The 19,851-nt window shown below is 53.6% G+C and carries 22 protein-coding genes and 1 pseudogene; 9 read left to right on the top strand and 14 right to left on the bottom strand.

Annotated elements, in window-relative coordinates:
• Positions 1–60 precede the first annotated feature (60 nt).
• The 4 genes from ACL2XP_RS26320 (at position 61) to ACL2XP_RS26305 (ending at position 2,855) form a co-directional block, all read left to right on the top strand.
• Positions 61–873, top strand: coding sequence for a nuclear transport factor 2 family protein (locus ACL2XP_RS26320; RefSeq protein WP_413736373.1), 813 nt, complete (start codon positions 61–63; stop codon positions 871–873).
• Positions 874–970: 97 nt separating this feature from the next.
• Positions 971–1,588, top strand: a complete 618-nt coding sequence (locus tag ACL2XP_RS26315; protein ID WP_413736372.1) for an NIPSNAP family protein — start codon at positions 971–973, stop codon at positions 1,586–1,588.
• A gap of 449 nt (positions 1,589–2,037) precedes the next feature.
• Positions 2,038–2,292, top strand: a complete 255-nt coding sequence (locus ACL2XP_RS26310; RefSeq protein ID WP_413736371.1) for a hypothetical protein — start codon at positions 2,038–2,040, stop codon at positions 2,290–2,292.
• Positions 2,293–2,645: 353 nt separating this feature from the next.
• The gene (locus tag ACL2XP_RS26305; RefSeq protein WP_413736370.1) at positions 2,646–2,855 is read left to right on the top strand and encodes a winged helix-turn-helix transcriptional regulator; all 210 of its coding nucleotides are present in this window, start codon (positions 2,646–2,648) and stop codon (positions 2,853–2,855) included.
• A gap of 63 nt (positions 2,856–2,918) precedes the next feature.
• Here ACL2XP_RS26305 and ACL2XP_RS26300 read toward each other — a convergent pair whose 3' ends face one another.
• Positions 2,919–3,845: a LysR family transcriptional regulator gene (locus tag ACL2XP_RS26300; protein ID WP_413736369.1), complete on the bottom strand. Its 927-nt coding sequence runs from the start codon at positions 3,843–3,845 to the stop codon at positions 2,919–2,921.
• A 131-nt stretch (positions 3,846–3,976) separates the two neighbouring features.
• On the opposite strand from ACL2XP_RS26300, the gene ACL2XP_RS26295 reads away from it, so the two are divergent.
• On the top strand, positions 3,977–5,002 hold the full coding sequence (locus tag ACL2XP_RS26295) for a zinc-dependent alcohol dehydrogenase family protein (RefSeq protein ID WP_413736368.1): 1,026 nt from the start codon (positions 3,977–3,979) through the stop codon (positions 5,000–5,002).
• Positions 5,003–5,195: 193 nt separating this feature from the next.
• Here the strand turns inward: ACL2XP_RS26295 and ACL2XP_RS26290 are convergent, their stop codons facing one another.
• Complete coding sequence (locus tag ACL2XP_RS26290) at positions 5,196–5,582, bottom strand: MerR family transcriptional regulator (protein WP_413736367.1); 387 nt, start codon at positions 5,580–5,582, stop codon at positions 5,196–5,198.
• 88 nt (positions 5,583–5,670) lie between these two features.
• Between ACL2XP_RS26290 and ACL2XP_RS26285 the strand changes: the two genes are divergently transcribed.
• Positions 5,671–6,579: an alpha/beta fold hydrolase gene (locus tag ACL2XP_RS26285; protein WP_413736366.1), complete on the top strand. Its 909-nt coding sequence runs from the start codon at positions 5,671–5,673 to the stop codon at positions 6,577–6,579.
• Positions 6,580–6,729: 150 nt separating this feature from the next.
• On the opposite strand, the gene ACL2XP_RS26280 is transcribed toward ACL2XP_RS26285, so the two are convergent.
• Positions 6,730–7,638, bottom strand: a complete 909-nt coding sequence (locus ACL2XP_RS26280) for a LysR family transcriptional regulator (protein ID WP_413736365.1) — start codon at positions 7,636–7,638, stop codon at positions 6,730–6,732.
• 229 nt (positions 7,639–7,867) lie between these two features.
• On the opposite strand from ACL2XP_RS26280, the gene ACL2XP_RS26275 reads away from it, so the two are divergent.
• Positions 7,868–8,710 carry an oxidoreductase gene (locus tag ACL2XP_RS26275; protein ID WP_413736364.1) on the top strand — a complete coding sequence of 281 codons (843 nt, stop codon included), beginning with the start codon at positions 7,868–7,870 and terminating at the stop codon, positions 8,708–8,710.
• Between the two features lie 229 nt (positions 8,711–8,939).
• Here the strand turns inward: ACL2XP_RS26275 and ACL2XP_RS26270 are convergent, their stop codons facing one another.
• Complete coding sequence (locus ACL2XP_RS26270) at positions 8,940–9,842, bottom strand: LysR substrate-binding domain-containing protein (RefSeq protein WP_413736363.1); 903 nt, start codon at positions 9,840–9,842, stop codon at positions 8,940–8,942.
• Between the two features lie 95 nt (positions 9,843–9,937).
• Between ACL2XP_RS26270 and ACL2XP_RS26265 the strand changes: the two genes are divergently transcribed.
• Complete coding sequence (locus ACL2XP_RS26265; RefSeq protein WP_413736362.1) at positions 9,938–10,807, top strand: aldo/keto reductase family oxidoreductase; 870 nt, start codon at positions 9,938–9,940, stop codon at positions 10,805–10,807.
• A gap of 140 nt (positions 10,808–10,947) precedes the next feature.
• On the opposite strand, the pseudogene ACL2XP_RS26260 reads toward ACL2XP_RS26265, so the two are convergent.
• The 3 genes and pseudogenes from ACL2XP_RS26260 to ACL2XP_RS26250 all read right to left on the bottom strand — a co-directional run.
• Positions 10,948–11,448 (bottom strand): annotated as a pseudogene (locus tag ACL2XP_RS26260) (Rpn family recombination-promoting nuclease/putative transposase); the annotation flags it as partial.
• Positions 11,449–11,463: 15 nt separating this feature from the next.
• On the bottom strand, positions 11,464–12,333 hold the full coding sequence (locus ACL2XP_RS26255) for an Rpn family recombination-promoting nuclease/putative transposase (RefSeq protein WP_413736361.1): 870 nt from the start codon (positions 12,331–12,333) through the stop codon (positions 11,464–11,466).
• Between the two features lie 471 nt (positions 12,334–12,804).
• Positions 12,805–13,686, bottom strand: a complete 882-nt coding sequence (locus tag ACL2XP_RS26250; protein WP_413736360.1) for an Rpn family recombination-promoting nuclease/putative transposase — start codon at positions 13,684–13,686, stop codon at positions 12,805–12,807.
• Between the two features lie 509 nt (positions 13,687–14,195).
• On the opposite strand from ACL2XP_RS26250, the gene ACL2XP_RS26245 reads away from it, so the two are divergent.
• Positions 14,196–14,336, top strand: coding sequence for a SymE family type I addiction module toxin (locus ACL2XP_RS26245; RefSeq protein WP_413736359.1), 141 nt, complete (start codon positions 14,196–14,198; stop codon positions 14,334–14,336).
• Between the two features lie 445 nt (positions 14,337–14,781).
• Here ACL2XP_RS26245 and ACL2XP_RS26240 read toward each other — a convergent pair whose 3' ends face one another.
• From ACL2XP_RS26240 to rpmH, 7 genes are all read right to left on the bottom strand, one after another.
• Positions 14,782–15,099 (bottom strand): type II toxin-antitoxin system RelE/ParE family toxin, encoded by a 318-nt coding sequence (locus tag ACL2XP_RS26240; RefSeq protein ID WP_413736358.1) that lies wholly within the window; start codon positions 15,097–15,099, stop codon positions 14,782–14,784.
• Complete coding sequence (locus tag ACL2XP_RS26235) at positions 15,087–15,368, bottom strand: CopG family ribbon-helix-helix protein (RefSeq protein WP_413736357.1); 282 nt, start codon at positions 15,366–15,368, stop codon at positions 15,087–15,089. Before ACL2XP_RS26235 ends, ACL2XP_RS26240 begins: the two co-directional genes overlap by 13 nt.
• Positions 15,369–15,595: 227 nt before the next feature.
• Positions 15,596–16,960: a tRNA uridine-5-carboxymethylaminomethyl(34) synthesis GTPase MnmE gene (gene mnmE, locus ACL2XP_RS26230; RefSeq protein ID WP_413736356.1), complete on the bottom strand. Its 1,365-nt coding sequence runs from the start codon at positions 16,958–16,960 to the stop codon at positions 15,596–15,598.
• Positions 16,961–17,179: 219 nt separating this feature from the next.
• Entirely contained in the window at positions 17,180–18,826 is a 1,647-nt protein-coding gene (gene yidC / locus ACL2XP_RS26225; protein ID WP_413736355.1) for a membrane protein insertase YidC, read from the bottom strand.
• Positions 18,827–18,828: 2 nt separating this feature from the next.
• Entirely contained in the window at positions 18,829–19,086 is a 258-nt protein-coding gene (yidD, locus tag ACL2XP_RS26220; protein WP_413736354.1) for a membrane protein insertion efficiency factor YidD, read from the bottom strand.
• Positions 19,050–19,409 (bottom strand): ribonuclease P protein component, encoded by a 360-nt coding sequence (gene rnpA / locus ACL2XP_RS26215; RefSeq protein ID WP_413736353.1) that lies wholly within the window; start codon positions 19,407–19,409, stop codon positions 19,050–19,052. The genes yidD and rnpA overlap by 37 nt, the downstream gene beginning before the upstream one ends.
• A gap of 15 nt (positions 19,410–19,424) precedes the next feature.
• Complete coding sequence (gene rpmH, locus ACL2XP_RS26210; protein ID WP_162368595.1) at positions 19,425–19,568, bottom strand: 50S ribosomal protein L34; 144 nt, start codon at positions 19,566–19,568, stop codon at positions 19,425–19,427.
• Positions 19,569–19,851 lie beyond the last annotated feature (283 nt).

Raw genomic sequence — 19,851 nt, 5'->3', positions numbered from 1 at the left:
TCGGCGGTAAATTATGGCGGCCAGCCCTCCCCGGCGTGGGAAGTAAGATAAGGGATAACCATGAACCAGCATCCTGAAGTGGATTACGCTTTTCACCATCTGGGTATACCCACCGGCGAGCCCCTGCCGGGCGAGCGCTACAGCGCCCAATACCGCATGTATACCAGCGACAGCCCCTGCAAACTGCTGCGCGTGCAATGGCATCGTTATGAAGAAGGCAGTCCGTTGCACCCGCTGTTTCGCACTCTGCCGCACGTGGCCCTGAAAGTCTCCGAGCTGGACCTCGCTATTGACGGGCAAAAGGTGTTGCTCGGCCCTTACGAGCCGATCAAAAACTATCGGGTCGCCATTATCGATGATGGCGGCATTCCCATCGAGCTGGTGCAAACCTCGCTCAGCGATGAGGAACTATGGGCGCGGGCGGAAACCGACAGTATTTTATATGCCGATGATGCCGAGTCGCAGGCCGAAGCCGCCAAAGGGTTGGCCATCGGCGATCGGGACGTGGTGGAACGCCTGGAAGAACGGCTGTGCGCGGCGATGCTGGCCGGCGACGCGGATACGCTGGACGGATTATTGGCCGATGACCTGGTTTTTATTAACCAGCAGGGTCAACGGCTGGGTAAAGCGGAAGATCTGGCCGCCCACCGCTCCGGTAACCTGCGGCTGGTGCGGCTGGATATTTCCCAACGCGATATCAGGATGTTCGAGGGCGGCGCAGTGGTGACCTTGCGCGCCGATCTTGGCGGCAGTTTCGCCGGCACGCCGTTTGCCGGCGCCTTTAGTTACACCCGCGTCTGGCGCCGGCAGTCAAACCGGTGGCAGGTGGTTTCGGCGCATTGCTCTGCTATCGCGCCAGGGACCGCCCCATAAAAACCGGTAGCGCCGCATTGCCCCTTCTCTACCCAGGCAGAACCGGTATGCTACTCTGTAACGCTGATATCTTCCCGATCCAGAACGGAGGCTTTATATGACTACCGTTTACGAATTGACGACTCTTTCCTGCCCGTTGCTCACCGTGGCAGAGGTTTCCGAATCCGCCAGGAACTACCTGGGCGCCCGCCGGGGCGAAGGCGAATTACTCGGTGCCTGGCATAGTGATATCGGGGTGATTGGTCAACTGATTATCCTCCGGCGATTTATCGATATTAACGCGCTATTAACCGAACGGGAGCGCATTTTGTTTGATACCAATCCCTTTAATGCCGGCGCCATAATCACGAACGTGGATATCAGCAGCTATGCGCAATTTCCCTTCCTTCCCGCGGTAACGACGGGCCGGTTCGGCAAAATTTATGAAATCAGGACCTATAAACTCAAACCGGGCGGGCTGCCGCCAACGTTGGCCGGTTGGGAAGCGGCGATGCCGTTGCGCGAACCCATGTCCCATCTGGTCACCAATATGTACGCCCTGGACGGCGCCCCGCGCATCACTCATATTTGGCCTTATGCGGGGGTGGATGAGCGCTTTGCCATACGTAAGCAATCCTATGATGATGGCATCTGGCCGCCCAAAGGCGGACCGGAACAGATTCTGGAGGCCACCTCGACCATTGCCTTGCCGGAAAGCTGGTCGCCGTTATGCTAGGCGGCAGGCATAGTTAATCGGGACAGTTAACCGGCATAGTTAACCGGCATTGAAACGTGGACAAGCCGGGCGGTAGGCGTCAGGAATAAGGTTATCATCCAAGCGTCATGGCAAGTCGGATCAAGGCCGGGCCTTATAATAGTTTTAAGTGTAGTGAAGCCCGGTTATTGGCAAGAAGTTACGTAATCCGTCTTTGCAGGAAAATTCGATATATTATTTGCTTGGTTATGATTTTTTTTGCGCAGTGTATTCCAGAGCAGATTTATGGTTGAGTTTTATTGGCGTCCGCCGAACGCCATTCGGTTGACGCACGGGTTGATAACGAATATGATTATTGCGCAGTTTGTGGCGGCAGGAGCGCCCCACGTAAAAAACAGAAGCCTCCAAATAGAATTAACTGCCAAAAAAACCCCTTCAGGTTTTTTTTGATTATATGGAAATTGCAGCAGATGCAGCTTAAAAAATTAGATCAATATTTTTACAGCGATAATATGCACCTTGTACAGGTGCTAGATAAATTATTGGATAATTGGATTAGAGCCAAGGAACGTGGTTATGGTATTGTTTTCATTAAAATTAAAAGATTAGCTTTTGGTTTGCCACTTCGTTCCAATATAAAAAATAAGGCTGCTTATATTATTACAAAAAGTGATGAGGCAGGAATCAGGGGTAAAGGTCTGGATTTTTCTAAAGCGGTTTATTAGTAAAACCTGAATATATCTCGCCAATTTTATTTAAAATTTCTCCTATGGAGCATAAGAAATTAAATAATAAAAAAATTCATATCACCGATAATTTTGAAAAATACGTAGCGGGTTACATTAAAGCGATTAACGGTTCTGATAAAAACAGGCTTAATTGTGGAGAGTATTGTTTCACATCCCTGCAGAACTATCATCGTGAGTTGGGTATTTCTAACGACGCACAGCGCGCGATTTAATGCGTTGCGCGCAGTTAAGGCCCGCGATCCGGGCCGGCATTATTAACGGGGCGCCACGCCCGCGGCTTGGGATTGAATCGCCGCCAATAAAAGCGGCTTGCCGGCCCCGGCGAGCCATTGACCCATGGACAATGGCCCGGTACTTACCCCCGCGCTCCCCATGGCATGTTGGCGCGCCTGGGCGATAAATGGACTATCCTGCTGATGTCGCTACTGGCCCTGGCGCCTGGAAACCAGCAGCGTTTTTCGGAAATCAAGCGCGGCGTGAAGGGCATTTCGCAACGTATGCTCACGCTGACGCTGCGCAACCTGGAGCGGGATGGATGAGTGGTGCGGCATTATTTTGCGGAAGTCCCGCCGCATAGGCTCATCTCGGAAAGACGGAAGGGTCTATTTCCTCGGTAGAGGTAAACCCGGCAGTTTTACAAAGTCGATAAACGCTCTTAGCGCGGCGGGCATCTGAGGTTTATTGGGGTAATAAAGATAGAATCCGGCAAACGGCTGGCACCAACTTTCCAATGAGCGGATCAGGCGCCCGCTTTCCAGATAGGGCGCGACCAGGCTTTCTGGTAGAAAAGCCAGGCCTATTCCTCCCAGCGCTGCGTCAAGGAGCAAATTCGTGTCGTTGGCGATAACGATGCTGTCGACCTCCACCTCGACCGATCCGCCAGACCCTTCGAATTTCCAGCGGTATAGTGCATCGGTCTCGTTCCAGCGATAAGTGACACAGGCATGATCACGAAGCTCTTGTGGTTCCTTCGGCAAAGATCGGCGCCCGAAATAGGCGGGCGAGCCAACAACCGCCATTCTGAGATCCGATGTCAGCCTTACTGCAATCATATCCTGATGAATGAGTTCGCCGGATCGAATGCCGATATCAAAGCCTTTGGCTACCACGTCAGTGATGTTGTCATCAATCACCAGATCTATTCGCACATCAGGATATTCCCGCAGGAAATCGGCGAGGACGGGGAGCACGACCAACTGGGCTGCTACGCGCGGTAAGTTAATGCGCACGACGCCCTTTGGCCTGGTCTGATGGGCTCCAATATCCCGGACAGCGCTCTCCATTTCAGCGACGGCGGGTCGCAAACGATCGAATAATTCTTGACCAGCCTGCGTCGGGGCGACGCTCCGGGTCGTTCGGTTTAGCAGCCTCGCCCCCAAACGCTCCTCCAATGACTTGATGGTATGACTCAAAGCGGAAGGCGACATATTGAGCCGCCCGGCCGCCCGCTTGAAACTTTTTTCTTTTGCCACAGCCAGGAAGGCTGCCAATTCGGCGAACTCGGTGCCTCTCAAATTGATGCCTCCCATGCAATTACCCGTGCTGATTATAGAGCATTATTATAGATAATCGATTGTGCGAGACTACGGAAAGTAAGTCGGAGGCATCGTCCCCGACATGTTCACGGCTAGGTCGGCGAATAGACAAAAGAGAAATAGATATGACAAAAACAATGTTGCGTTGGGAAATTGATGCAATCGGTCGGGATCGGCTTGAGCTGCGCGAGGTGGCAGTTCCTTCGCCGGGACCCAACGAGGTGTTGGTCGAGGTGGGGGCGGTTGCGCTCAACTATCGCGACAAGATGGTGATCGAAAGCGGCCGGGGACTGCCGCTAAAATTCCCCTTCACGCCCGGTTCGGACCTGGCGGGAACGGTAATCGGGGTCGGCAAGGACGTCACCCGCTTTAGCGAGGGCGATCGGGTCATCTCGACGTTCACGCCCGACTGGATCGACGGGCTCCGCCAGGGGAATGCCCGCACCCCGGCTTACAAGACGCTAGGGGGGTATTATCCGGGGGTGTTGGCCGAGTGCGTGGCCATGTCGGAACAGTGGTTTGTCATGGCCCCGGTAAGCCTGGAGGATTGGCAAGCCTGCACCCTGCCCTGTGCCGGGGTCACCGCCTGGTTCGCGCTCGTCGAGCGTGCCGGGGTGCGTGCAGGCGACATTGTGCTCATTCCAAGCACGGGCGGCGTCGCGCTGTTTGGTCTGCAGATCGCCAAAGCGAGCGGGGCGGAGGTGATTATCTCAGGCCGCCTGGAAAACGGCGAACGCGCCAGGGCGCTGGGGGCCGATCATTACATCGATTCAACACGGGAAGACTGGGTGGAGGCCGTCTATGCCATCACCGGCGATCGTGGCGCCGATCATATCCTTGAAGTCATTGGCGGCTCGCACCTTGGCAAGTCGGTGCAATTGGCGGCCGTTGGCGGCCATATATGCCAGATTGGCGCGCTAGAGGGGTTTGAGGTCTCGGCTCCGGCCATGCCCTTGATGCTCAAGGACGTTACTATCCACGGGATTGGTACTGGCAGTCGGAGCGCTTTGGAAAGGCTGGTTCGAGCTGTAGATCGGACCGGTCTCAAGCCCGTAATCGATTCGCGCTATCCTTTCGCGGAACTACCCGCGGCATTTGAACACCTGGATCGTGGCGCTTTTGGCAAAGTCGTTATCGAAATAAAGCGGTAAACGCGATCATTGAGGGAAGACTCTCTTTGCGCCCGCAACGCTCCCGAGGTAATTCCCCGTCCAATGCACTCCTCAAGCCTGGGCGCGTCCGGTTGCGGGAATCGCGCAGAGCAACGGGTAAGCGCTGATTTACCGGCGATCAGACGGACATGCCGGCCTGCGGCATGGCGCTAAATGGAATGCCTTGGCCTGCTTAGTCCAGGGGCGGGACCACGCCTTCGGCCAGCGTCTTGAGCAGCCGCTGGCGGCGGTGTTCGAGATCGGCTATCTGGCGCTCGATGGAAACCAGGCGCTCACGTTGCATCTCGGTAATTTCGCTGCAGGTGCTCGCGCCTTCAATCATCAGCATGCAATCGGGAAAGGCGCGGATCTCGGCCAGGCTGAAACCCGTGGCGATCATGCGCTGGATTTGCCGGACCTGCGCCACCGCCGCGCGGGGAAACGCCCGGTACCCATTACAAGTGCGGTAGGACTTGAGCAGGCCTTGTTCATCGTAGTGGCGGATCGAGCGCACGCTGGCGCCGGTCTCTTGCGCCAGTTTACCGATGGTCAGCGAATCTTGTTCAGGGATTTTGTTCATGGAAAAATAATATCATTTTTTCTGCTTGACCCTAACACTAATGTGAGGGTTGACACTGTTGGCTTCTGTCCAACGTCAGGTATCGTTTATGTTCAAATTCATGTCTTCCCGCGCCCTGTGCGCACTGGTTATTATCGGCGCGGTATTCGCCGCGTCGCCGGCCGCGCTGGCCGAGACCAAAAGCTACGCGGTGGTTGCGCCGGACGGGGTCAAACTGGCCGTCCAGGAAGCGGGCAACCCCAACGGCGCCCCCATTGTGTTTATTCACGGACTGCTCGGCAGCCACCTGAACTGGGACGCGCAAATCAGCAGTCCGCAGCTCCAGAAATATCGCCTGATTACTTACGATATGCGCGGCCACGGCCTCTCCGGCAAGCCTGCGGACGCCGCAGCCTATACCGACGGGCAACGCTGGGCTGACGATCTTGCCTCGGTCATAACGTCCTCGCATGCGCGTAAGCCGGCGCTGGTGGGATGGTCGCTGGGCGGCGTGGTGATAAGCAATTATCTGGCAAAGTTTGGCGATAGCCATATTTCCAGCGCGGTATATGTGGATGGCGTAATAGAACTGAAGCCGGAGCTGATTACACCCCATCCAGAGGTCTACCGGGACCTGAACTCGCCGGATTTAAGGACCCACCTTGATGCGGTGAGTGATTTCCTTGGCCTGTGTTTTTATACCAAACCCGATGTGACCACCTTTGAACGCCTGCTCGCCAATGCCTCCCTGGCATCCTGGGACATGCAGCGCGCCGTGATGTCCATCAGCGTCGATGCTGCCCGCGGACTCGGCAAGGCCCATATACCGGTGTTATTAATCTACGGGGAACGCGATGCGCTGGTGCAGGCGAAGCCGGCCATTGCCCGGGCGGTACAATTGAATCCGAAAGTACAAAGCAAGCTATACGCAGACTCGGGCCATGCCCCCTTTGTTGAAGAGCCGGATCGGTTTAATCGTGATTTAAGCGCTTTTATCGATAAAACACAGGCGCGCTAAGCGGGGGCAACTCTATGTGGCAACGACACTGGCTTGAAGCCTCGGGCAACCTTAAAGAATATCGGGATCTGATTAACCATAATATTGAAGCTGCATACCAAGATGTAGCCGCCGTTACGAAAACAGGACTGCCCGTCTCCTGTAGATAATTTATTTATCAAACTCTTTTATCGGCTCCGATTTTATAAAGTCGACAAAAGCCCTCAATGTTGCGGGTAATTGCCGGCGGCTGGGGTAATAAAGAAATTGTCCCGGATATTCCGGACACCAATCCTCCAGTATGCGAACGAGTTGCCCTTGTTTAACGAGTTGTCTTACCTGTGATTCGAACGTGAACGCAATGCCGGTACCAGCCAGGGCGGCCTGAATAGCCAGCTCCTGCTCGCTGACAATTAATCTCCCCGCCACTTCGACGGTTTTCTTTATCCCATTACGCTCGAATTCCCAGTGATAATAGCGTCCGGTTTCGAAGCGTAACCGGATACAGGGTAAATCCCGCAGGTGTTCTGGTTCCGTCGGCACCGGATAACGCCGGAAAAATGCCGGTGACGCCACATATGCCGAGCGCACCGCGGGTCCGAGACGAACCGCGATCATATCCTGAGCCAAAGACTCGCCCAAGCGTACGCCAGCGTCAAAACCCTCTGATACCATATCCACTAAGCCATTCGCTATCACGATCTCTACGTTGACGCCAGGATAAGCGGCCAGAAAACGGGTCACCATCGGCATAAGCGCCATCCGGGTAGCCGCGTGGGAGGCATTGATACGCAATAATCCTGTCGGCGTGTCGCGGAAGGTATCGAGATCCTCCAGCGCATCGTCGATATCGCGAAACGCCGGGGTAACGCGGGAAAACAGCTTTTCGCCGGCTTCGGTTAACGCCACGCTGCGGGTGGTGCGATTGAATAAACGTAAGTCAAGACGCTCTTCTATCGCCCGTAAAGCGTGGCTTAACGCCGATGGCGTACAGCCGAGTTCATCCGCCGCGCGACGGAAACTTTTATGGCGCGCAATGGTTAGGAATACGCCCAACTCATGATAGCCGATTTGATTCATTAGTGAATCCACCTCATCACTTCATCAAAAAATTCGCGGATTATCTCAATAAACAGATAGTGGCATACTCCTTTGCAGAAATGAAGGTGCGGGCAAGCCGATATCCACGACAGAAGATTGCGCTAGGCGATCAGGCCTGTTGCCGCCTTTTTAAAATTCGCGGACTTTTTAATCCCTGGCCCGTAACCCCTTGTGTCTCATGACCAGGTTCGGAAATTCATAGGAGAATATGATGAGTAAAGTATGGTTAATTACCGGCGTCAGCAGCGGCCTCGGCCTGGCTATTGCCAAAGCCGCTTTGGATGCGGGTGAGCGCGTAGTCGGCACGCTGCGTAATGAAGAGCAGCGTCAGTCCTTTGCAAGTTTGATCCCGGGCCGTTCTTATGGCATGTTATTGGATGTCACCCACGAAGAGTCGATTGATACCACCGTCGCGCGTATAGAGCGCGAGGTCGGCCCTATTGATGTACTGGTCAATAATGCAGGCTATGGTCTCGAAGGCGCTGTGGAAGAAACGAGCATGGCGCAGGCCCGCCATCAGTTCGATGTTAATTTCTTTGGTGCCATGGCGGTGACTAAAGCCGTATTGCCGGGCATGCGCGAACGCCGCCAGGGCCATATTTTTAATATCACCTCAACCGGCGGTTTAATGGCGTTCCCGGGTTTGGGCGTCTACAACGCCAGCAAACATGCCCTGGAAGGACTGACCGACGCACTGGCCCAGGAAGTAAAGGAATTGGGTATCAACGTCACCGCGATTGAACCCGGCCCTTTCCGTACGGACTGGGCTGGACGCTCGATGATGAGAGCCGAGACCCGCATCGATGATTATAAAGCAACCGCAGGGGCCATGCGTGAGGCTATGGCCCAGAGAAACGGTAAGCAGCCTGGCGATCCGTCACGCGCCGGGTCCATTATGGTAAACATCGCCAATAGCGATAATCCGCCGCGCCGGCTGGTGCTGGGCACTATGGGTTTTAAACAGATTGGCGGCAATATCAGCGCCCGCCAGGCCGAATTAATCAGCTGGGCGGATGTGTCTTTGAGTGCGGACTTCCCCACCGATCGGTAATATCTCTGCTGGGTAAGTCTCTATTATTACGATGAAATAGATATTATTTCATACATCACCCGCATAACGAAGATGGCTCCGGCCATCTTCATTTTTCTTGCCGGGGATAATAACCCTGGACCGCCTCGCTGCTACTTCCAGTTTGCGCCAGGGTGAACCATTTCTTTTCTTCAAGTTTTACATGCTGTGGAAGCGGTGACTTCGTGTATCAGCACGCTGATTGAATAGATTATCGCTGCTGCTGGCGAATAAAATCGATAAAAGCGCGCAGCGGTGCCGGCACCAGACGTCTATCCGGGTAATAAAGATAAGGGCCGGAAAAATGTTGCCACCAGGGTTCCAATATGGGTTCCAGCGCACCATTGGCGATATGGGGACGGAGCCACTCCTCGAACAGCTGGATAACCCCGATCCCCGCCACTGCCGTTGCCACGGCCAGATCCACCGCCGCCCCTATGCTGACGATTAGCGGCCCCGAAGGCTGAAGCCTGACCGTCTCGCCGTCTTTTTCAAATTCCCATTCCGGAATGATGCCGCTGGCGAACTTGCCGCGCAGGCAAGAGTGGCTCAGCAACTCCCGCGGATGCTGCGGCCGGCCCTTGCGATCGAGGTAGCTGGGGGCCGCCGCTATCGCGAAGCGCTGTTTGCGCGGCCCGATCGGCACGGCAATCATATCTTGTTCCAGACTCTCGTCATAACGTATTCCCGCGTCGCACCCGGCGCGAAAAATGTCCACCACATTGCTTTCGGCAATGATCTCCAACTGGATTTCTGGATATCTGGCCAGAAAGGCCGGTACGATATCAGGTAATACCAGGCGCGCCGCACTGACGGGCACATTTAGGCGTAAAGTGCCGGTAGGGGTATCGCGGAATCCGTTGACCGCGTCGATCGCCGATTCCACTTCATTCATCGCGGGCAGTAACCGATCCAATAACATCTTGCCGGCGTCCGTCAGGACCACGGTACGGGTAGTTCGGTTAAATAACCGCACCCCCAGCTGCTGCTCGGCGCGCCGTACCGCATCGCTCAGGCGCGATGGATTACTGTTGGTAGCCCGCGCCGCCTCGCGAAAACCACCCGCTTTGGCAACGGCGATAACAGCATTAAGCAGTCCAAGATCGATTGGCATTGTGCAGAATTCCGTACAACCTGTCTGTTCTTAACGGTATAGTCGCACAAGCCTGCTCGCCATACAATGAACCCACATTAAAGAGGAGTGCCACTATGTCCAGCGTTAATACGTCCGGCAGTTATCAGCTTGGCCATCGTCAGGTTAACCGTATCGGCTATGGAGCAATGCAACTGGCGGGGCCAGGAGTATTTGGCCCACCCGCCGATCCCGCCATGAGTGTGCGCGTTTTGCAGGAAGCGGTCGCTGCCGGCGTAAACCATATCGATACATCCGACTTCTATGGACCGCACATCACCAACCGGCTTATCAAAGAAGCGCTTCAGCCGTACGCGGACGATCTTTGCATTGTCACCAAAGTGGGCGCACGGCGGGATGAAAAGGGCGGCTGGTTCCCGGCCGCATCGCAGGAAGAACTTACCAAGGCGGTGGAAGATAATCTGCGTCATCTGGGACTTGAGGTGATAGATGTCGTCAATTTGCGTAGTATGCTGGATATCCATCATCCTGCGGAAGGCTCACTGGAAGCCCCGCTGACCGCGCTGGCGGAGTTAAAGGAACGCGGCCTGATTCGGCATATCGGCCTAAGTAATGTCACGCCGACTCAAATTGCCGATGCTCAGAAAATAACGCCCATCGCCTGCGTGCAAAACTTCTATAATCTGGCGTATCGCCAGGACGATAGCCTGATCGATGAGCTTGCCGCCCAGGGCATTCCGCTGGTACCGTTCTTTCCTTTGGGCGGTTTTTCACCCCTGCAATCCGAAGTGCTTAACGACGTCGCCCGCAGGCTGAATGCCACCCCCATGCAGGTGGCTCTTGCCTGGCTATTGCAGCGTTCCCCTAATATATTGCTGATTCCCGGCACGTCATCGCTAACGCATCTGCGGGAAAATCTCGCGGCCGCCGATGTACGGCTGTCATCGGAAGATGTGCGGTTGCTGGAGCAATCGGGCGGACGGTAGCGGCTATCTATCATGGCCGTTGCCGAAATGCTGATACAGCGCCAGAGTTGTTATTCCATGTCTTGCGGTATTTGGCAAACGCTGGTGAGCCGTTTTCAGTCAAGGGTTATATCAGCGCCTTGCGTCCGGCGGTGGTTTTTTTATGCCTCTGAGTCCGCCAGCGTGTCAATTTCTGCATCGCTTAGTCCTGTGTACTGAACTACCGTGGCTCGATCCAGGCCTGAAACAAGCATCTTGAGAGCGGCTTCCTGCAGCCCTTCCTGCCGACCTTCTTGTCGACCTTCCTGTAGCCCTTCCTGTCGGCCCAAGTACTTCATATGCTCGGCGATAGTCATGATTTCCTCCTTGTAACAAAATATGTTTTCCGCCAGATTACTGAAAAGAGCTTCTGAGTCAAGGGTATTGGCCACCTGAGAAAGGTAGTGCAATAGGCAGAGCACCTGCTCTTTGCTGGGCTGTGCTGATTCCAGCAACTGGGCAATATCCTGTTGCCGAAGGTCGATATCCCGTTCGCGGATATGTTTTTGTACATACTCCAGCAACGCCGCTTTACGATGGGTTTTGATTTCCTCGTCGGGGATGACCGTGACATCCACCAGGGGAAACGCCTGGGTGTACAGCGCTTGCGCCAGCGCCGGATCCGGGAAGCAGTCTTTTTACGCCGCTGAGTCCGCCAGGGCATCTACTTCTGTATCACTTAACCCTGTGTACTGAGCCACCATGGCGCGATCCAGGCCTAAAGCAAGCATCTTGAGAGCGGCTTCCTGTAGCCCCAAGTACTTCATATGCTCGGCGATAGTCATGATTTCCTCCCTGTAACAAAATGTGTTTTCCGCCAGATTACTGAAAAAAGTCTCTGAGTCAAGGGTATTGGCCACCTGTGACAGGTAGTGCAGCAGGCAAAGCACCTGCTCTTTGCTGGGCTGCGCTGATTCCAGCAACTGGGCAATATCCTGTTGCCGAAGGTTGATATCCCGTTCCCGGATATGCTTTTGTACATACTCCAGCAATGCCGCTTTGCGATGGGTTTTGATTTCCTCGTCGGGGATGACCGTGACATCCACCAGCGGGAACGCCTGGGTGTACAGCGCTTGCGCCAGCGCCGGATCTGGGAAGCAGTCCAGCCAGCGGGTGCTGTAGGGATAGGGACTTCGGGGCCCGTGGTAAAACAGCAGCGGTATTACCAGCGGCAGCTCTTTATTGCCTTGCTCAAGGTGAAATTGCATCGCCAGCAGGCAGTAGCGCAACATCCGGAAAGCCATCATCTTGTCGGCGCTGGACTGATGCTTGATGACGCAATAGATATAACCCGCTCCCGCCGTGGTTTGCAGGCGGTAAAGGATATCGGAGAAAAGAGGGCGCAGATTGCGTTCAACAAAAGCGCCGGAGGTGACGACCAGCGTACGGAAGTCGCACATGTCGCGCAGCGCCGGCGGCAGGTGTAGCTGCAGGAAATCTTTGGCGACGCTGACGTCGCTGAAAAATTTACGGAATACTGAATCATGGGGCGTGGGGTATGTTTTCATCCGCGCACTATAGCGGCGTGAATATCTATAGAATATAAACGACGTTGTGTCATTTCGGAATAAAAAATAAATTATCGGCGAGTTTCACATATTAATGTAATACGGTCGTTATTTACAGATAATGTCCAGTAACGGGTGTCGCTAATAAAACGAATAATTAAATATCACTTGCTATTAATACTTAATTTTGGTGGTGAGTTTTTATTTGTTATTAAGAATGAATTTAAGCGAATAAAATGGGAGTATGTATCTATTCAATATGGAATGTTGTTATTTTAAAGGTTGTTTTTATTCTAATGAAAGATGATTCTACCAATTTTTTTGCTCATGCTTTAAACCTGCATTTTGATGTTTACCAAAACGATGATACGATACCAGAAGCGCCATTACATGCCAGATGCAGTCTGGTAAACTATTTTCAGTCAATCGATAAATCGGGCGTTAACGCCCGATGAGCAGGATTGGCAATTTTTACGCCGCTGAGTCCGCCAGGGCATCAATTTCTGCATCGCTTAATCCTGTGACACGTACGATCGTGTCGCGATCCAGACCTAGAATAAGCATGTTGCGGGCAACTTCTTGTAACCCACGATTGCGTCCCACCTGTTCCATGTGCTCGGCTATAGTCATGATTTCCTCCTTGTAACAAGATATGTTTTCCGCCAGATTACGGAAAAAAGCTTCTGAGTCAAGGGTATTGCCCACCTGTGACAGGTAGTGCAGCAGGCAGAGCACCTGCTCTTTGCTGGGCTGTGCTGATTCCAGCAACTGGGCAATATCCTGTTGCCGAAGGTTGATATCCCGTTCGCGGATATGCTTTTGTACATACTCCAGCAACGCCGCTTTGCGATGGGTTTTGATTTCCTCGTCGGGGATAACCGTGACATCCACCAGCGGGAACGCCTGGGTGTACAGCGCTTGCGCCAGCGCCGGATCTGGGAAGCAGTCCAGCCAGCGGGTGCTGTAGGGATAGGGACTTCGGGGCCCGTGGTAAAACAGCAGCGGTATTACCAGCGGCAGCTCTTTATTGCCTTGCTCAAGGTGAAATTGCATCGCCAGCAGGCAGTAGCGCAACATCCGAAAAGCCATCATCTTGTCGGCGCTGGACTGATGCTCGATGACGCAATAGATATAACCCGCTCCCGCCGTGGTTTGCAGGCGGTAAAGGATATCGGAGAAAAGAGGGCGCAGATTGCGTTCGACAAAGGCGCCGGAGGTGACGACCAGCGTACGGAAGTCGCACATGTCGCGCAGCGCCGGCGGCAGGTGTAGCTGCAGGAAATCTTTGGCGACGCTGACGTCGCTGAAAAATTTACGGAATACTGAATCATGGGGCGTGGGGAATATTTTCATCCGTGAACTGTAACGGCATGAATATCTACAGAATATAAACGCCCCCGCTGCGTAGGGAATACAAAATAAATTCTTGGGCGAGTTTCACATATTAATGTAATACAGACAGTTTTTGCTGACTGTATCCAGTAACGCATACCGGGAATAAAATCAAAAAATAACGATTTGGCATATGAATACTGAATTTTGGTGATGATGATTTTATTTGTAATCAACAATAATTTCATGCGTGAAAAATAGATAACTGTGGCTATTAAAAAACAAATATTGTTATTGATGATATTTGTAAGTGTTAAACCCTTAGTCGGTTTATCGATGAATTCAGTGCCCTATTAACGAGTATTATTAATAGATAATAACGCGGCGATAAAGGGTTGGCGCCCTGTACCGCCGCTCACCACCGCAACTAATCGGAGTAGTTACCATGGCTAATCAGCATATTAAGTCAGAATTCCGCACATCCCAAGCAAAAAAAGCCACTCGTTATTATACTGTGGGTTACGTTCCAAATGGCGGCAGGCCCAATGCCTTGCCTTGCCTTGAACTTGAAAGGCCGCTGGCTGCATGAGTGTGGTTTTTTTACCGGCCAGCCGGTGACCGTTACCGTAAAAAACGGGCAGCTTATTATTGAGGCGGAGATAGTTGTTTGAGTTAATAAAGGAGATAGAGTCAATGAGGGTTAATTTTGGTTGACGTTGGCGAGTAGTGATCGTCGAGTTGTTATCAACAATTAACCCAATTAACCCCGGTATGATTTTTCCGTTTCCTTATCCGGGTAATCGTAAAAAACGAGTAAAAAAGCTGCCCAGAGGCACGTCTTCCGGGGTATTTAATACAATTTTAACACTGAATCAGGCTTTGGAACTTCCCCCTCAGTTGCACATGAAATAGAGGTACTTGCCCATGATTCTCCATAATAGCCGACAAGCGTCTTTTATTCCCGGTCATGAAGTGTGAACCTGGATTTTCGAAACACGAAACTACTGGGCGGTGATACAGAAGCTGAGTGAGTTGGACATCTTATTGATTTACAACTGTATTTATAGTCTTATTTTTGTGTAGTGGGCATGCTTATGGACATACAACGGAAGTCGCTTATAACACTTTGAATTCTCGCGGGTTAATATCCTGCTTCTTTCTGAAGGCGAAAGCCAGCACATAAACACGGTCTTCTATTTTCTCGTAGCGGTACAACGCCACATAGCAGGAGTCGCCGGATTCAATCATCAGTTCCCGTAATACCGGCAGCTCAGTAAAAGGGCGGCCCATTTCCGGGTTGTTTTCCAATTGCTCAAAATGCGCTTCGAGCACTTGACCCGCCGTGATGGCTGCCAGCGGATTTTTATTGGTCAGGAGCTTACGATAGCGAGTTAAGCCGGTTGCAGCCCGTTGAGTGATAATTACTTGTGGCATTCAGGAATATCCGTTTCCGCTTCTGTTCCCCAACCACGCAGCCAGGTTTTGACTTCATCACCGGTCAGATGCAGACCCGTTTCCTGATATTCACTCCAGGAGTCGATGGCTTCCTGCTTAAAACTCTCGCGTGCCTCTTCGTGTTCAATGTATTGAGTGATAGCGGCTATCATCAGATAATGCGGGCTACGATCGCGTGAATCCGCCAGTTTTTTGACACGCTCTTTGAGCCTGTCGTCGATTTTGAGTGTGGTGCTTGATGTTGACATGGTGCAGGCTTCTTATGGAGTATAAGGTGTTACCTATTACTCTTTATCTTGTGGGCGACTACCGGGCAATCATAAAAAAAATTTATTGCTGATTTAGGGCACAGACGTGGGCACAAAAATTGCTGGCTTTCAGCGGAAGGGTATAAACCGAAATGGAAATAAAAATCCCATAAAACAATCAGTCATATGGGATTAGCGGAATTGGGTGGACGTCTGCGGAACCGGACTCACTTCCCGATACAAAAACTTGAAAATATCCGCCCCAGCAAATCGTCCGAGGTAAATTCGCCGGTAATCTCGCTCAGCGCCTGCTGGGCCAGCCGTAGCTCCTCGGCCAGCAATTCCCCCGCGTAAGCGCTTACTAACTGTTCTTTACCCTGTACCAGATGCTCGGCGGCGATATCCAGCGCCTGCAGATGGCGGCGGCGGGCCAGGAAGCCCCCTTCGAGGCTGCCGTTAAACCCTACGCTCTGCTGTAAATGTTCACGCAGCAAGTCGACTCCGTCACCGGACTGGGCGGATAACGTAATAAGTGAGTGACCGCTTACTTCACCTAGGCCGGGCGCTTCCCCGGTTAAGTCCGCCTTATTGCGCACTACCGTCAGCGGCAGGCTCGGCGGAATGCGGGCGATCAGCTCCGGCCACAGCTGATCGGGGTCATTGACGGCGGTGCTGGCGCCGTCAACCATCAGCAATACGTGATCGGCCTGCTCGATTTCCTGCCAGGCGCGCTCGATGCCGATGCGCTCCACTTCGTCGCCGGCTTCGCGCAGGCCGGCGGTGTCGATGATATGCAGCGGCATGCCGTTTAGCAGGATATGCTCGCGCAGCACGTCGCGGGTGGTGCCGGCAATGGCGGTGACGATAGCCGCCTCGCGGCCCGCCAGGGCGTTGAGCAGGCTCGATTTGCCGGCATTGGGGCGGCCGGCGATCACCACTTTCATGCCTTCGCGCAGCAGGCTGCCCTGGCGGGCTTCGGCGCGTACGTCGCGCAGTTCGCCCATGACGCGGTTAAGCTGGCCTTCGATTTTGCCGTCCGATAGGAAGTCGATTTCCTCATCGGGGAAGTCGATCGCCGCTTCCACATAGATGCGCAGGTTAGTGAGTGCTTCCACCAATTGATGCACCCGCTGGGAAAATACCCCCTGCAGGGAGTTAACCGCCGATCGGGCGGCCTGCTCGGAACTGGCGTCGATTAAATCGGCGATGGCTTCGGCCTGGGCCAAATCCAGCTTATCGTTGAGAAAGGCGCGTTCGGAGAACTCCCCCGGTCGCGCAATACGCAGCCCAGGCAGCCCCAGGATGCGTTTAAGCAGCATATCCAATATCACCGGGCCGCCGTGGCCCTGCAACTCCAGCACGTCCTCGCCGGTGAAGGAATTCGGGCCGGGGAAAAACAGCGCGATGCCCTGGTCCAGCGTACTGCCGTCGCTAGCGCGAAACGGCAGATAATCCGCGTAACGCGGTCGGGGCAGTTTGCCCAGCACTTGGCGCGCCACCTCGGCGGCCAGGCGGCCGGAAACGCGCAGAATGCCTACCCCGCCGCGTCCGGGCGGCGTGGCTTGGGCTACGATGGTATCCATTTGGCTCATGCTGTTCTCTCTTCGCATTCGGGTTGATGCGTTAAAAAAAAAAGCTAAGGCGGTCTAATGACCGCCTTAGCAAGTTTAACCGATACCCTTCATCTTTCGAGCCGCGGGCGCGTTGGCTGCATTCGTTCACCCGAATCACTTACCTGGGTAAGCTCATCGGGCTCTCTCCCTTGCCGCCTTCGCGCAACTCGAAATCTATTGGGTATGAATGACGCGCGGTTATTTCTTTTTATCGCGGCTATGCAGCCCACGTTTTTCCAGACCGCGGTAAATCAACTGTTGCTGGATAATGGTCACCAGGTTGCTGACGATATAATACAGCACCAGGCCCGACGGGAACCACAGGAAGAACACGGTGAAGATTACCGGCATAAAGGTCATGACTTTCTGCTGCATCGGATCGGCGACGGTGGTCGGCGACATCTTCTGGATGAAGAACATCGTGATGCCCATCAGGATCGGCAGAATGTAATACGGGTCCTGTGCGGAAAGGTCCTGAATCCACAGGATAAAGGGCGCGCCGCGCAGTTCAATGGACCCCATCAGCATGTAATACAGCGCCAGGAAGATTGGCATCTGTACGACCAGCGGCAGGCAGCCGCCCAGCGGATTGACCTTTTCCGTCTTGTACAGCGCCATCATTTCCTGGCTCATGCGCTGTTTGTCGTCACCGATTTTTTCACGCATGGCGGCCAGTTTCGGCTGCAGCATGCGCATTTTCGCCATGGAGGTGTATTGCGCCTTGGTCAGCGGATACATGATGCCTCGGACGATAAAGGTGATAACGATGATGGAGAAGCCCCAGTTGCCCACGAAGCTATGGATAAACTTCAGCAACTTGAACAGCGGCTGGCTGATAAACCACAGCCAGCCGTAATCCACGGTAAGATCCAGGTGAGGGGCGATGGCCGCCATTTTGTCCTGAACTTCCGGGCCTACCCATAACGTCGCGCCCAGCTTGCTTTCGGTGCCCGGCGCTACGGTAACCGGCGTGGCTTTAAAACCCACCGCGGCCTGGCCGTTGTCCATTTGGGTGGTGAAGAAGGTATTGGCGGCCTGCGTGCCCGGAACCCACGCCGTGGCGAAGTATTGTTGCAGCATGGCCACCCAGCCGCCCTGGGTAGTGATGCTCAGCGGCGCATCTTTAATATCGCTGAAGCTGTATTTCTTATATTTGGTTTCGCTTGATGAGTACGCCGCGCCGCGATAGGTATGCAGCGCAAAGTTGCTGCTGCCCGTATCACGATGTTTCGGTAAATCGACGGATTGCTTCAACTGGCCGAACAGCGCCAATTCCAGGGGTTTCTCGCTGGTGTTGTTGATGCCGTACTCAACGTTCACCGCGTAATCGCCCCGTTTCAGGATAAAGGTCTTGGTATAGACCACGCCGTCGGGCGCGGTATAAGTCAAGGGAACGCGCAGCTCGCCCTGGTTATCCGCCAGCACATACGTATCCTGGTTGATATTATATAGCGGGCGTTCGCCATTGGCCGGGTTATCCGGTCCGTTTTTGCCGGTCAGGCCGCTTTGCGCCTGATAAACAAACTCGGGGGAGGTTTCCAGCAAATGGAAAGGCTGATCGGAACCCAACTTGTCAGGATAAGTCAGCAGATGAGCCTGCTCAACGTCGCCGCCGCGGGTATTGATGGAAAGCGACAAAACGTCGGTTTTCACCGTGATCAGTTGCCCCTGCCCGCTGGCGGGTATTCCCTGATTTACTGCATCACCGGTTGCTGTGCTCGCTGTCTGTTGCTGCGTCGTCGGGACTGTAGTCGGCTGCGGATTATGGTCCGTCTGCCAGGTCTGCCAGATCATGAACGACACGAACAGCAAAGCGATGACAAGAAGATTACGTTGCGAATCCATCGTTAGTGTTCTCTGTTATCGTTGGTTTTCGGCGGCACGGGGTCATCGCCACCTGGGTTCAAAGGATGGCATTTTAATACGCGTTTCAATGTCAACCAACTGCCTTTTAACATTCCGAACCGGCGTAACGCCTCAATACCGTACTGCGAACAACTTGGCTGGAACCGGCAGTGAGACCCCAGCAACGGGCTGATTAACAGCTGATACCCGCGTATCAACCCGATTAACAGGCTGGAGACTGGCGACAATGGCGGCGCCATAATTTTTCCAACGCTTCCGTCAAAGCGTGATTATCCAGATCCTGCACCCCTTTTTTGGCGATAACGACAAAATCCATGGCGGGCAGGGCGTGCTGATGCGTGCGGAAGCTTTCGCGCGTCAGGCGCTTGATCCGGTTGCGTTCATGAGCCCGTTTGACATGTTTTTTGGCGACCGTCAGACCGACGCGGGGATGCCCCAGCGTATTCAGGCGGCCGAGGATGGTGATTTGCGGCGTGCCGGCCCGTTGTGGCTGCTGGAAGACGAAAGTAAAATTAGTGGGAGTTAACAACCGTAACTCCCTGGGGAAAGCTAGCTTAACCACCGGGGGTTAGCTTTATTACTTCGAAGATACGGACAGGCGTGTACGGCCTTTAGCACGACGACGTGCCAAAACCAGACGACCATTCTTCGTTGCCATACGGGTGCGGAAACCGTGGGTACGGTTACGTTTCAATACGGACGGTTGGAAAGTGCGTTTCATAGCGATTTATACCTAAACAAATATGTGACTTCACAGTAAACGCGTTTGGCTACTCGGCGTGAAAAAGACCGACGCCTCAATCGCATCAAAGGATAAAGAGGCGGGGATTGTAATAACTGTACAGTCCTGAGTCAATTCTCATCACGTTTTACCCACCTGGATACCCGTGCCCGTCCCGGAATCAGCATCTGAAAACAGACAAGGAAAACAGGCGACACGTGTAGGGCTGAGAATTATACGGGTTCCGGGGCAAAGCGCAAGGATCTGCCGGGATCAAGTACAT

Source organism: Sodalis sp. RH21, assembly GCF_047324175.1.
Lineage (GTDB): Bacteria > Pseudomonadota > Gammaproteobacteria > Enterobacterales > Enterobacteriaceae > Acerihabitans.
This window is presented reverse-complemented; position numbering and strand designations above follow the sequence as displayed.

Excerpts from the sequence above, each read along its gene's own strand:
- ACL2XP_RS26320 (WP_413736373.1), top strand. The coding sequence starts at position 61 with ATGAACCAGCATCCTGAAGTGGATTACGCTTTTCACCATCTGGGTATA.
- ACL2XP_RS26315 (WP_413736372.1), top strand. The coding sequence starts at position 971 with ATGACTACCGTTTACGAATTGACGACTCTTTCCTGCCCGTTGCTCACC.
- ACL2XP_RS26310 (WP_413736371.1), top strand. The coding sequence starts at position 2,038 with ATGCAGCTTAAAAAATTAGATCAATATTTTTACAGCGATAATATGCAC.
- ACL2XP_RS26300 (WP_413736369.1), bottom strand. The coding sequence starts at position 3,845 with ATGGGAGGCATCAATTTGAGAGGCACCGAGTTCGCCGAATTGGCAGCC.
- ACL2XP_RS26295 (WP_413736368.1), top strand. The coding sequence starts at position 3,977 with ATGACAAAAACAATGTTGCGTTGGGAAATTGATGCAATCGGTCGGGAT.
- ACL2XP_RS26290 (WP_413736367.1), bottom strand. The coding sequence starts at position 5,582 with ATGAACAAAATCCCTGAACAAGATTCGCTGACCATCGGTAAACTGGCG.
- ACL2XP_RS26285 (WP_413736366.1), top strand. The coding sequence starts at position 5,671 with ATGTTCAAATTCATGTCTTCCCGCGCCCTGTGCGCACTGGTTATTATC.
- ACL2XP_RS26280 (WP_413736365.1), bottom strand. The coding sequence starts at position 7,638 with ATGAATCAAATCGGCTATCATGAGTTGGGCGTATTCCTAACCATTGCG.
- ACL2XP_RS26275 (WP_413736364.1), top strand. The coding sequence starts at position 7,868 with ATGATGAGTAAAGTATGGTTAATTACCGGCGTCAGCAGCGGCCTCGGC.
- ACL2XP_RS26270 (WP_413736363.1), bottom strand. The coding sequence starts at position 9,842 with ATGCCAATCGATCTTGGACTGCTTAATGCTGTTATCGCCGTTGCCAAA.
- ACL2XP_RS26265 (WP_413736362.1), top strand. The coding sequence starts at position 9,938 with ATGTCCAGCGTTAATACGTCCGGCAGTTATCAGCTTGGCCATCGTCAG.
- ACL2XP_RS26255 (WP_413736361.1), bottom strand. The coding sequence starts at position 12,333 with ATGAAAACATACCCCACGCCCCATGATTCAGTATTCCGTAAATTTTTC.
- ACL2XP_RS26250 (WP_413736360.1), bottom strand. The coding sequence starts at position 13,686 with ATGAAAATATTCCCCACGCCCCATGATTCAGTATTCCGTAAATTTTTC.
- ACL2XP_RS26245 (WP_413736359.1), top strand. The coding sequence starts at position 14,196 with ATGGCGGCAGGCCCAATGCCTTGCCTTGCCTTGAACTTGAAAGGCCGC.
- ACL2XP_RS26240 (WP_413736358.1), bottom strand. The coding sequence starts at position 15,099 with ATGCCACAAGTAATTATCACTCAACGGGCTGCAACCGGCTTAACTCGC.
- ACL2XP_RS26235 (WP_413736357.1), bottom strand. The coding sequence starts at position 15,368 with ATGTCAACATCAAGCACCACACTCAAAATCGACGACAGGCTCAAAGAG.
- mnmE (WP_413736356.1), bottom strand. The coding sequence starts at position 16,960 with ATGAGCCAAATGGATACCATCGTAGCCCAAGCCACGCCGCCCGGACGC.
- yidC (WP_413736355.1), bottom strand. The coding sequence starts at position 18,826 with ATGGATTCGCAACGTAATCTTCTTGTCATCGCTTTGCTGTTCGTGTCG.
- yidD (WP_413736354.1), bottom strand. The coding sequence starts at position 19,086 with ATGGCGCCGCCATTGTCGCCAGTCTCCAGCCTGTTAATCGGGTTGATA.
- rpmH (WP_162368595.1), bottom strand. The coding sequence starts at position 19,568 with ATGAAACGCACTTTCCAACCGTCCGTATTGAAACGTAACCGTACCCAC.